Annotated in this window: 6 protein-coding genes and 1 pseudogene; all 7 read left to right on the top strand. The window is 41.3% G+C overall.

What is annotated here, in order from left to right; all coding sequences use genetic code 11:
- Positions 1–13 precede the first annotated feature (13 nt).
- The 7 genes and pseudogenes from V7K27_RS27360 to V7K27_RS27330 all read left to right on the top strand — a co-directional run bounded on the left by V7K27_RS27360 (position 14) and on the right by V7K27_RS27330 (position 12,754).
- On the top strand, positions 14–919 hold the full coding sequence (locus V7K27_RS27360; RefSeq protein ID WP_334951474.1) for a 3-hydroxyacyl-CoA dehydrogenase family protein: 906 nt from the start codon (positions 14–16) through the stop codon (positions 917–919).
- A 2-nt stretch (positions 920–921) separates the two neighbouring features.
- Positions 922–1,170 carry an acyl carrier protein gene (locus tag V7K27_RS27355; RefSeq protein WP_334951473.1) on the top strand — a complete coding sequence of 83 codons (249 nt, stop codon included), beginning with the start codon at positions 922–924 and terminating at the stop codon, positions 1,168–1,170.
- A 40-nt stretch (positions 1,171–1,210) separates the two neighbouring features.
- Positions 1,211–2,395, top strand: a complete 1,185-nt coding sequence (locus V7K27_RS27350; RefSeq protein ID WP_334951471.1) for an acyl-CoA dehydrogenase family protein — start codon at positions 1,211–1,213, stop codon at positions 2,393–2,395.
- A 4-nt stretch (positions 2,396–2,399) separates the two neighbouring features.
- Positions 2,400–3,470 (top strand): HAD-IIIC family phosphatase, encoded by a 1,071-nt coding sequence (locus V7K27_RS27345; protein WP_334951470.1) that lies wholly within the window; start codon positions 2,400–2,402, stop codon positions 3,468–3,470.
- 41 nt (positions 3,471–3,511) lie between these two features.
- Positions 3,512–6,046: pseudogene (locus V7K27_RS27340) on the top strand (condensation domain-containing protein); the annotation flags it as partial.
- 19 nt (positions 6,047–6,065) lie between these two features.
- Positions 6,066–9,374 (top strand): non-ribosomal peptide synthetase, encoded by a 3,309-nt coding sequence (locus V7K27_RS27335; RefSeq protein WP_334951468.1) that lies wholly within the window; start codon positions 6,066–6,068, stop codon positions 9,372–9,374.
- Positions 9,371–12,754: a non-ribosomal peptide synthetase gene (locus V7K27_RS27330; protein WP_334951467.1), complete on the top strand. Its 3,384-nt coding sequence runs from the start codon at positions 9,371–9,373 to the stop codon at positions 12,752–12,754. Before V7K27_RS27335 ends, V7K27_RS27330 begins: the two co-directional genes overlap by 4 nt.
- The last annotated feature ends 8 nt before the right edge of the window (positions 12,755–12,762 follow it).

Below are 12,762 nucleotides of genomic sequence, written 5' to 3'. Positions count from 1 at the left end.
GCTAATTTTAATTTTGAAAAGCTTAACTAAAAATCAGGAAAAATATTCACTTCCAGGGTTAATTATGAACATAAAAACAGTCGGTGTTGTTGGTGCAGGAGTGATGGGAGTAGGGGTTGCACAAAACCTCGCTCAAACAGGTCATCAAGTTATTCTTGTAGATGTTTCTGAAAATATCCTGGATAAAGCTAAACACGAAATCAGAAATAATATCCGTTTTCAGGGTTTTTTCAAAAAAAGTGATACCACAGAAACTCCAGATAGTATCCTTGGAAAAATAGAGTTTTCGACAAACTATAAAATTTTAGATAATGCAGATTTTATCGTAGAAAATGTCACCGAAAAATGGGATATTAAAAGAGAGATATATCCACTGCTAGATTCTATTTGTCCAGCAGATTGCGTATTTGCCGCTAACACATCAGCTATTCCCATCACCCGCATTGGTTCAGTCACTAAACGTGCCGATAAAGTTGTTGGTATCCACTTTATGAATCCTGTACCCATGAAGCCGATGGTGGAGATGATTCGTGGGTATCATACCTCTGAAACAACAATTGAGACAGCAAAGCAAATGCTGGCTCAGATGGGTAAAGAATGCATAATTGTTAATGATTCACCAGGTTTTGTTTCCAACCGTGTGTTGATGTTAACTATTAACGAAGCTGTTTTTCTGTTGCAAGAGCAAGTTGCTACAGCAGAAGATGTAGACAAAATCTTTAAAAGCTGTTTCGGTCACAAAATGGGACCTTTAGAAACAGCAGATTTGATTGGTCTAGACACAATTTTATTTTCTATAGAAGTCTTGTACGAAAACTTTAACGATAGCAAATACAGACCATGCCCTTTATTAAAAAAAATGGTGGATGCAGGGTTGCATGGTAAAAAAAGTGGCAAAGGTTTTTACGTATATCAATAAAAATGAACAAAATTCAAGCTAAAATCAAAAATTTTCTTTCCAAATTTTTCGGTAATCATGATTTGCAACCAGATGAAGACATTTTTGCTCTAGGTTTTGTCAATTCTATGTTTGCCATGCAACTTGTTTTGTTTGTAGAGCAAGAGTTTGAGATTGCCATTGAAAATGAGGATTTAGAATTTGAAAATTTCCGTACAATCAACTCTATTGCTAATTTAGTTGAACGTAAAACTGCTATTCTCGTGCAGTAAAAAAATATAAATTGCCATTTGATGTGGCAGAAATGGTATTATGAAACTGGAACTGTCTGTTCAACAAAAAAACGCCAAAGCTGAATTTAGAGCTTTTGTTAATCAGGAAATATGCCCTGATGCTGGCGAATGGGATAGAAAAGAATTTACCCCGCCAGAGCTAATTAATAAAATAGCTCAACGTGGTTTTCTCGGTGCCATATTACCCCAAGAATATGGCGGACAAGGAATGGACATGATTACCTATGGCATTCTCAACGAGGAAATTGGACGGGGATGTTCTTCTGTGCGTAGTTTGCTGACAGTTCACAATATGGTTGCTCATGCTTTGTGTAAATGGGGAAATAAATCTCAAAAACAGTATTGGCTTCCCAAATTCGCATCTGCTGAAACTATTGCTGCTTTTGCATTAAGCGAACCGAATGTAGGTAGCGATGCTAAAAGTGTAGAAACAACAGCAACACTTGCTGGTGATGTTTATGTCCTAGATGGGCAAAAGAAATGGATTACCTATGGACAAATAGCAGATGTATTTTTGGTCTTTGCTAAATGTGAGGGAAAACCCACTGCTTTTTTAGTTGAAAAGAATAGCCCAGGACTCTTGATAAAACCCATTTCTGGAATGTTGGGTGTTCGGGCTTCTATGTTAGCAGAATTATACTTTCATGATTGTCGGATTCCACAGGATAATTTAGTAGGTAGGTTGGGTTTTGGTTTTTCCTACGTGGCTTCTTCTGCACTAGATTATGGAAGATACAGTGTTGCATGGGGTTCTGTGGGTATTGCTCAAGCCTGCCTAGAAGCCTGTATTGAGTACACGAGTCAACGAAAGCAGTTCGGTGTTTATTTGAAAGAACACCAATTAATTCGGCAAATGATGACTGAGATGATCGCCAATGTGAAAGCAGCAAGATTATTATGCTATCAAGCTGGCTATCTCAAAGAAATTGGAGATCCAAGTTCGATTATAGAGACTTCAATTGCTAAATATTTGGCATCTACAACAGCAACGAAAGTAGTAAATGATGCTGTACAAATTCACGGTGCCAACGGTTGTACGAGTGAGTATTCTGTTGCTAGGTATTTGCGAGATGCCAAAATCATGGAAATTATTGAAGGAAGCACACAAATACAACAGATAACCATTGCCGATTACGGTTATCAGGAATATATGTCACAACCGACTCCCGCAGTAATTACTCAAAACATACTGGCAAGGATGTGAGAACATGATTGGCACAAAAACTGAACTTTCAAATAATAAACAAGCCGACAAAAAAGCTATTAAATGCGTAGTTTGGGATCTAGATAACACACTTTGGGAAGGTATCTTATTAGAAGATGACCGTGTTTATTTGCGAAATCAGGTAGTTGAGATTATCAAAACCTTGGACAGTCGAGGCATTTTGCAATCTATTGCCAGTAAAAATGATGACGCCAGGGCGATGGCGCAAATCCAAGAGTTTGGTTTGCATGAATATTTTCTGTATCCTCAAATCAATTGGAATTCTAAATCTAGTTCGATTCACGAAATTGCTAAATCGCTCAACCTCGGTATCGATACTTTTGCTTTTATAGACGACCAGTTATTTGAACTAGAAGAAGTCAGTTTTTCACTTCCGGAAGTACTCTGTATTAATACCACTGAACTCGCATATATAGCAGATATGCCAGAAATGAATCCTCGTTTTCTTACAGAGGATTCAAAATTGAGAAGATTAATGTATATTAGTGATTTAGAACGAAACAATTACGAAAAAGAATTTGTTGGCACTCAAGAAGAATTTTTAGCCACACTCAATATGTTTTTTACTATCTCTTATGCCCAAGAAGATGATTTACAGAGAGCCGAAGAACTAACAGTAAGAACCAATCAATTAAATACAACTGGTTATACATACTCATATGATGAACTGAATCATTTTCGACAATCAGATAAGCATAAACTGCTAATCACAAGTTTGGATGATAAGTATGGCAGTTACGGCAAAATTGGGTTAGTTCTTGTGGAATGCCAAGAATTTGTGTGGACTCTAAAACTAATGTTGATGTCTTGTCGCGTTATGTCCAGAGGTGTCGGTACAATTTTGTTAAATTATATTATGACATTGGCTAAAAACAATAATGTGCCTTTGCGTGCTGAGTTTGTTTCAAACAATCGCAATCGAATGATGTATGTATCTTATAAATTTGCTGGTTTTCAGGAAACTGAGAAGATAGGAGACTTACTGATTTTAGAAAATGATTTAATGCGAATACAGCCCTTTCCTAAGTACGTGAATGTCAAAATCATAGATTAGCAAGCACTCCTAATTTTCATAGTTGGATAGGGAGCATAATGGATAACAAAAAAGATGAAATTTTAAAACGACGGTTGAGGCTTTCACCTACTCAACGAGAACTTCTCGAAAAGTGGCTTCAGGGTCAAGTTGACTGTCGCTCTCGATTAGAGGTTATTCCCAAACGTTCCCAAACAAGTCCTGTTCCCCTATCCTTTGCCCAACAACGGTTGTGGTTTATCCATCAAATTGATCCTGGCAACCTTTTTTATAATGAACTAGGAATTATACAGCTGATAGGTGCGCTTGATGTGGTAGCTCTGGAGCAGAGTTTCAACCAGATTGTGCAACGGCATGAAGCTTTACGTACTACTTTTGAAATGGTGGAGGATGAACCAGTTCAAGTCATTCATCCTATTCCTACTGCGAATGTCACAATCACACTAGAGAATGTGTGTAAGTTGCCAGAAGGACAACGGAATACTGAGGTACAACGACTAATTATAGAAGAATCTCAACGCACCTTTGACCTGATCCGAGGTCCCTTACTCAGATGTACCCTATTGCGCGTCGGTGAGCAAGAGCATATATTATTGTTTACAATCCACCATATTGTCTCAGATGGTTGGTCAATTGGTTTGTTGGTTCGGGAGTTGGCAGCATTGTACGAAGCCTTCTCCACTGGAAAACCCTCCCCACTTCCTGAACTGCCAATTCAGTATGCAGACTTTGCAGTTTGGCAGCGTCAGTGGATGCAAGGTGAGGTCCTGCACGCCCAACTTGCATACTGGAAGAAACAACTAGGGAACAACCTCCCTGTACTGCAATTACCTACAACTCGTCCAAGAGCAGAAGTTAAAACCAATCGGGGTGCTACTTCATTTTTCGTAATTTCCCCAAATCTATCAAAAGCACTGCAAGCACTTTCACGTGAAGAGGGTGTCACTTTGTTTATGACCCTGCTGGCAGGTTTTCAAGTATTGCTACAACGTTACACAAATCAGGATGACATCGTTGTGGGTACTGATATCGCCAACCGTAACCGGGCTGAAATAGAAGCATTAATCGGTTTTTTTGTTAATTTGCTTGTCCTACGCACTGACCTGAGTGGGAATCCCACTTTCCGGGAATTGCTTAAACGAGTACGCCAAGTAGCATTGGGAGCTTATGCTCATCAGGATTTACCCTTCGCTCAATTAGTGAAGGCTTTGCAACCTGAGCGGAATTTGAGCAATAGTTCGCCACTATTTCAGGTATTGTTTGTCCTTCAGAATACACCCTTACCAACTTTAGAATTGCCCGGACTGACATTAAGCTTTTTAGAAGCTGAAAACAAAATAGCAAGGTTTGATTTAGCACTATTTCTCACCGAAACAGAGCAGGGAATTTTGGGCAGGTGGCAGTACAATGCAGATATTTTCGATGCGACGACCATCACTAGCCTAACAGATCATTTTCAGAAGCTACTTAACAGTATTATATCCCAACCTGATACGCGGATTGGCAATTTAGAAATGCTCACGGAAGCTGAAAGAAAACAACAAGCTATGCAAAAACAAGAGCGCAAAGCGTTTAATCGGAAAAAATTTATCAGTGTTGCTTCAAAGCCTGTTATCCTATCACAAGAAAGATTAATCAAAACCGATTATCTCCAAGCAGGGCAAACATTTCCTCTAGTCATCCAGCCTGCTGAAGAGATTGATTTAGAGTTTTGGGCCAAAGCTAACCGAGAATTTCTAGAAATAAAATTATTAAAACATGGAGCCATTCTGTTACGAGGTTTCAATGTAAATTCAGCCTCCGAATTTGAAAGCGTAGCCCAGGCAATTTGTCCAAACTTATTTGGTGATTATGGTGACTTGCCTCGTGCTGGAGAAGGCGGTAAAGTTTATGGTTCTACCCCTTACCCAGCAGATACAGCTATCCTCTTCCATAATGAAAGTTCTCACTTGGATCGGTTTCCTCTAAAAATTTGGTTTTTCTGCATACAACCAGCCCAGCAAGGTGGAGAAACACCAATTGTAGACTGTCGGAAAGCTTATAAAATCATCAATCCTAAGTTGCGAGAAAGACTAGCTGAAAAACAATTAATGTATGTTCGCAATTACACTGATGCTTTAGATGTCAGTTGGCAAGACTTCTTTCAGAGCAATGATAAATTGGTCGTAGAAAATTACTGTAAACAAGCAAAAATTGATTTTGAATGGTATGATAATAAAAACTTAGTAACCCGCCAAGTTCGTCCAGCGATCGCAGTCCATCCTCAAACTGGTGATAAAGTACTTTTCAATCAAATACAGTTACACCACATAGCATATTTAGATACAGAAGTTCAAGAATCTTTGTTGTCTTTATTTGGAGAGCAAAAGTTACCACGTAATGTGTATTACGGTGATGGAACTCCTATAGAAGACTCAGTTATTGCAGAAATTAATCAAGCTTATCAGCAGTCGAAGATTAGCTTTCCTTGGCATCAAGGAGACATTCTGATGCTAGATAATATGCTGGCTGCACATGGACGTTATCCCTATATTGGGCAACGCAAAATTTTGGTAGCAATGGGAGAAATGGCTCAAAGCAAAGATATCGCACACTAAACGTGGAAGGAAGTAGCAAATGCTGCATGAGACTCAAACTATTAACGGCTTTCGGCTTTCTGCTCATCAGAAACGCCTTTGGTTATTACAGCAAGATAGTTCTGCTTATCTGACTCAATGCTCCATTCTTATAGAAGGTAATCTCCAAGTAGAAATCTTAAGAGCGGGCATAGATAAAATCGTAAATAGACACGAAATTCTTCGGACAAGTTTTAGTCGCTTGCCTGGTGTAAAAACTCCCATTATGATTGTTTTGGATAGCAATTCACCTTCATGGCAAGATATTGATTTAAGTGTTTTTCCGGCTCTGGAACAGTCGGCAAAAATTGAGGATATCTTCCAGAAGATGAGGCACCAAAATATTGACTTAGAGCATGATTCAATATTGCAAGTTTCTTTATTAAAACTATCTATAAATAACTATATTCTAGTTGTTTGTTTGCCTGCGATTTGTGCAGATACCTGGGCAATAAAAAATCTGGTTAAGGAAATCAGTAATTCATATTTTAATTTTCCCCCAGATGAAGAGTTGGATAATAAAGTTACACAATTTCTGCAATTCTCCGAATGGCAAAATCAACTAATTGCAGATGAAGATGCAGAGGCTGCTAACGAATATTGGCACAAGCAAAAACTATCTAGACTAGCTGATTTAAAGTTGCCTTTTGAGAAGAAACCCGTAAAACAATCAAGATTTGAGATAAACAGTTTCCAGTTGGCGATCGCTCCCGAATTAACAGCGAAGATTGAAACTTTAGCTCACAAGTATGAAACATCTGCTAATGTCGTATTATTAGCCTGTTGGCAAACGCTGATTTGGCGACTCACAGGACAGCCAGAAATAATCATTGGCGTGGGGTGCGATCGCAGGGAATATGAAGAACTCCATGACATACTGGGACTACTTGCCACCTGGATACCGATTAAAAGTCATTTGCTCCCAGACTTGAGCTTCCGAGAAGTCTTGGAACTAGCGGAAAAAACTTTAAATGAAGCTGTAGAGTGGCAAGATTATTTCGTTCCTGAACCCGCAGAAAATGACAATCATCTAGCTTTTCCAATTGGTTTTGAATTTGAAAAATTATCTGAAAAATGTCTGAGTGCTGGTGTATCATTTACACTTGATAAATATTATAGTTGTATTGAGCCGTTCAAAGTTAAACTTACCTGTACTCAGTACAATAATACTTTGAATGCAGAATTCTACTACGACGTCAATTATTTTTCATTAGATACAATTCAAAGATTATCTACACAGTTTCAAATTTTATTAACTAGTTCAACGGCAAATCCAGATGAGAAAATTAGTAAATTAGAAATACTCAGCTACAGCGATCGCCAAAAATTACTGGTTGAGTTTAACAAAACTCAGGTTGATTACCCGCAAGATAAATGCATTCACGAGCTATTTGAAGCGCAGGTAAAAAAAACACCTAACAACATTGCCGTTGTATTTGAAGACCAGCAACTAACCTATGCAGAACTAAACTGCAAAGCTAATCAACTAGGGCATTACTTGCAGCAGCAAGGAGTCAAGCCAGAAATTATCGTTGGTCTGTGTGTAGAGCGATCGCTCGAAATGATAATTGGTTTACTAGGCATTCTAAAAGCAGGTGGAGCCTATTTACCGCTAGACCCAACATTACCACAAGAGGCACTAGCATTACGGTTACAGGATGCCCAAGTATCATTGGTTATTAGTCATACTCCACAGCAAGTCCCTAGTGCGTCTACGTCATTGGTGAATAGCTTGAGACAGATAACTAATGACAAAGGACAAATGAAAGTCATCTGCTTGAGTGAAGACTGGGATACCATTGCTCAGTATGAGGATGGGACTCCCACCACTGAGACAACTCCTGAGAATCTTGTCTATGTGTTGTATACTTCAGGCTCTACAGGCAAACCCAAGGGAGTTACTATTGAGCATCGGCAACTCATCAATTATATCTACGCAATTTTAGATAAACTCGACTTGCAAACTGGTGCCAATTTTGCAACAGTTTCCTCCTTTGCAGCCGACTTGGGTAACACAGCAATCTTTCCATCTCTGTGTAATGGGGGATGCCTTCATCTGGTATCTCAAGAACGTGTTTCTGACCCAGCAGCCTTAGCAGCTTACTTTGACCTTCATCCAATTGATTGTCTCAAGATTGTGCCCTCCCACTTAGCAGCTTTTCTGGCATCTACTTACTCAGAAAAAATTTTGCCCCATCAGTGTCTGATTCTTGGTGGCGAGACGTTTAGTTGGCATCTGCTAGCGCAGATTCAACAATACTCACCTACCTGCCGGATTTTCAATCATTACGGTCCAACAGAATCCACTGTTGGTGTGCTGTCTTATCTAGTAGAAAGAGGACAAGCTAATCATGATTCTGAAACTGTCCCTCTAGGTCGTCCCTTAAGTAATACGCAAGTCTATGTGCTTGATCAGCAGATGGAGCCAGTTTCTATTGGTATGCCAGGTGAATTATACATTGGTGGCGCAGGTCTAGCGCGAGGATATTTAAATAGTTCTGAACTAACCACTACAAAATTCATCCCAAACCCTTTCAATAACGCACCGAAGGAAAAACTTTACAAAACGGGAGATCGGGTTCGTTACTTACCAGATGGGAATTTGGAGTTTCTGGGAAGGGTTGACAGCCAAGTGAAGATTCGAGGCTTTCGCATTGAGTTAGGAGAAATAGAGTCGGCACTCAAACAACATCCAAAGACACGGGAAGGTGTGGTCTTAGTTCGGGAAGATGAACCTGGTAATCAGCGCTTGGTCGCCTATGTTGTTATGAGTCAGGGTCAAGCATCCAATCCTAGCGAGTTGCGTCTTTTTTTGCGGAATAAGCTACCCGAGTATATGGTGCCGTCTGCCTTTGTAGTATTAAAGAAATTGCCCCTGAACCCCAACGGGAAAGTAGATCGTCTTGCACTACCTTCACCGGATACAGCTAGACCCGATCTAGAAGATACTTTTGTAGCACCTCGAACGCCTGTTGAAGAATTACTGGCACAAATCTGGTCTGAAGTATTGCGGCTTGAACGGGTTGGTGTTCGTGATAATTTCTTTGATTTAGGTGGGCACTCTTTGCTAGCCACTCAAGTTGTGTCTCGTTTGCGTGATGCCTTCGAGGTAGACTTAGCCGTGCGTGACCTTTTTGAGACACCTACTATAGCTGATTTAGCTGTGATTATTGCACAAAGGCTAGCTCAAGCAACAGATAGTGAACTACTGGCTCAGGCGTTTGCAGAAATAGAGCAACTTTCGCAAGAGGAAGTTCAAGCAATACTTGGCGAACAACAGTTAATGAATTGGGAAGAGAGCAGAAAATGAGCGACTTAATTAAAGATATTGCTAATCTTTCTGTGGAGAAACGTCAGCTTCTTCTGCAACGACTCAGCCAGAAAAAAGAGAATACCTCTCGAACAAAAATCACCTCTCAAAGTCGAGATTCTAACATTTTCCCTCTGTCTTTCGCCCAACAACGACTATGGTTCCTTGAACAGTTAAAGCCAGGGAACTCCTTTTACAATCAACCCGGCGTCGTGCGTCTGATAGGAGCGCTCAATGTAGCCGTACTGGAGCAAAGTTTTAATGAAATTATACGTCGCCACGAAGCCCTACGCACTACTTTTACTGTTGTCGAGCGGCAACCAGTCCAAGTCATCGCTTCGACTCTAGTATTAAAGCTGCCAGTAGTTGACCTACAAAAACTTCCTTACGCAGATCGTGAAAAAGAGGTTATGCGCCTCGCCACTAAGGAAGCTCAAGTGCCGTTCAACCTAGTAGAGGGTCCGCTACTGCGATGTACTCTCCTACAATTGGACGAGGCAGAATACGTCTTGCTGTTTACAATGCATCACATTATCTCTGATGGCTGGTCAAAAGGGATACTCATTCGTGAAATGGCAGCGCTTTATGAAGCCTTTTCTATTGGACAACTTTCACCGTTAGCTGAACTGCCAATCCAATATGCAGACTTCGCAGCTTGGCAGCGACAATGGTTGCAAGCGGAGATACTACAATCCCAGATATCTTACTGGAAAAAGCAGTTAGAGGGGGCATCGGCAACACTAGAGTTACCAACTGACTACCCACGGCCTGCTATTCAAACCTTCCGGGGTACTACTTATTCATTCGAGCTATCTGTCGAGCTATCACAAGCCCTGAAGAAATTGAGCCAGCAGCAAGGAACTACCTTGTTTATGACTCTGCTGGCAGCTTTTCAGACTTTGTTATGGCGATACACAGGGCAAGAAGATATTGTGGTCGGTTCACCCATCGCCAACCGCAATCGTGCGGACATAGAAGGGTTAATTGGATTTTTTGTCAATACCCTGGTACTGCGAACCAATTTGGCAGGTAATCCCACTTTTAAAGAGCTACTCACTCGTGTGCGGGAAATGGCATTGGGAGTTTATGCTCACCAAGATTTGCCTTTTGAGCAGTTGGTAGAAGAACTGCAACCACAGCGTTCTTTGAGTCACACGCCACTGTTCCAGGTGATGTTTGCGCTTCAAAATGCACCGATATTGGCATTAGAGTTGCCTCATTTGGCTTTAAGTCTCCTAGAAAGCGACAGTGGCAGTGCAAAGTTTGATTTGACCCTGGATATGACAGAAACAGCACAAGGACTAGTTGGCATTCTGGAGTACAATACTGACTTATTCAAGGCAGGCACTATCCGGCAAATGGCAGGGCATTTGCAAACGTTGCTCTCTGGGATTGTTGCTAATCCACAGCAGCGACTCTCAGAGTTACCGTTGTTAACTGAAGCCGAGAAAGGGCTGTTAGTGAAGTGGAATGATACTCAGGCTGAGTATCCTAAAGACCAGTGCATCCATCAGTTGTTTGAAGCTCAGGTGGAACAGACACCCGATGCAGTGGCTGTGGTGTTTGAAGACCAACAGTTGACCTACAAGGAACTCAACGAACGCGCAAACCAACTGGCGCACTACCTGCGCTTCTTGGGAGTCGGAGCAGAGGTATTGGTGGGAATTTGCACAGAGCGATCGCTCTCTATGATCATCGGTTTGCTAGGCATCCTGAAAGCAGGTGGTGCTTATGTACCGCTAGATCCAGCATACCCACAAGAACGTTTAGCTTTCATGTTGTCGGATTCTCAAGTGCCAGTACTGCTAACTCAGCAGCGGCTGATGGAAACTTTGCCGAAACATCAGACTAGGGTTGTTTGCCTAGACACCGACTGGGAAGTCATTGCCCGTGAAAGCCAGGAAAACCATGTTAATAATGTCACTGCTGAAAATCTGGCTTATGTCATCTACACCTCTGGTTCTATCGGTATTCCTAAGGGTGTGATGATTCCACATGGTGCTTTGACGAACTATACCCAAGCAGCAGGGGATGAATATAGGTTGGACATAGGCGATCGGGTATTGCAATTTGCCTCCATTAGTTTCGATGCAGCTGCAGAAGAGATATTTCCCTGTTTGATGCGGGGTGGAACCTTGGTGCTGCGTACTGATGCCATGTTGAGTTCAGTACCCGCGTTCCTACAAAAATGTTCTGAACTTGAGCTAACAATATTAGACCTGCCCACAGCATTCTGGCATCAAGTGACTCTTGCCTTAGCTACGGAGAGTTGCATACTACCAAAGCAACTACGTTTAATGTTAATTGGCGGAGAAAGAGCGCTTAAGGTGCAACTTGCAACCTGGCACAAATATGCACCCAAGAGCGTGCGACTGGTAAATACTTACGGTCCTACAGAAACTACGATAGTTACAACCAAGTGCGACTTATCAGAGCCATCCTGGCAAGAGATACCGATTGGTTCTGCAATTCCTAACGTCCAAACTTACGTTTTGGATAACTATCTCCAACCGATTCCTATTGGCGTAGTAGGCGAATTATACATTGGTGGTGTCGGTGTGTCAAGGGGCTATCTCAACCGTCCCGGTCTGACCGCCGATAAATTTATTCCCAATCCCTACAGCCAGGAATCAGCAGCACGGCTATACAAGACTGGGGACTTGGTTCGCTACTTGAGCGATGGAAACCTTGAGTTCATCGGGCGGATTGACCACCAAGTCAAAGTCCGTGGTTTCCGCATCGAACTTGGAGAAATTGAAGCACAGATTGGGCAACACCTAGCAGTACGAGAAACTGTAGTCGTAGTTCGCTCAGAGGACGGAGATTCTCAACGTTTGGTCGCCTATGTTGTCCCGCACACCGAGCAAACACTGACAATTACTGAACTGCGGGGCTTCCTACAGTCAAAGCTGCCAAACTACATGGTGCCAGCAGCTTTTGTCATGGTGGAGGCACTACCACTCACACCTAATGGTAAAGTAGATCGCAAAGCGCTGCCTGCACCTGATACAGCACGCCCCGAATTGGAAGCGGTTTATCAGCCACCCCAAACCGAGGTAGAACAAACAATTGCCAAGATTTGGCAAGAAGTACTTCATGTCGAAGATGTAGGAATCCATGATAATTTCTTTGAACTTGGTGGCCATTCATTACTCTTGCTTCAAACTCATAACAAGTTGCATAAAATATTTGAGGGCGATTTATCAGTACTCGATCTGTTTAGATATCCGACCATAAGCTCTTTAGCAAATTACTTAAATACAGTCAAAAACAATAAACCTTCTTTTCGTACAACTAATATTGATACTAAAAAGATTGAAGCTGGCAAAGCTCACCAAAGAAAACGTCAGCAAAAGATTCAAAAAATTGGAAATATTTAATCAAAGGT

Origin of the sequence: Nostoc sp. (assembly GCF_036919575.1) — a bacterium.
GTDB lineage: Bacteria > Cyanobacteriota > Cyanobacteriia > Cyanobacteriales > Nostocaceae > Nostoc.
This window is presented reverse-complemented; position numbering and strand designations above follow the sequence as displayed.

What these genes read in the sequence shown, in the direction of transcription:
- V7K27_RS27355 (WP_334951473.1), top strand. Translation starts at nt 922, where the DNA reads ATGAACAAAATTCAAGCTAAAATCAAAAATTTTCTTTCCAAATTTTTC.
- V7K27_RS27350 (WP_334951471.1), top strand. Translation starts at nt 1,211, where the DNA reads ATGAAACTGGAACTGTCTGTTCAACAAAAAAACGCCAAAGCTGAATTT.
- V7K27_RS27345 (WP_334951470.1), top strand. Translation starts at nt 2,400, where the DNA reads ATGATTGGCACAAAAACTGAACTTTCAAATAATAAACAAGCCGACAAA.
- V7K27_RS27335 (WP_334951468.1), top strand. Translation starts at nt 6,066, where the DNA reads ATGCTGCATGAGACTCAAACTATTAACGGCTTTCGGCTTTCTGCTCAT.
- V7K27_RS27330 (WP_334951467.1), top strand. Translation starts at nt 9,371, where the DNA reads ATGAGCGACTTAATTAAAGATATTGCTAATCTTTCTGTGGAGAAACGT.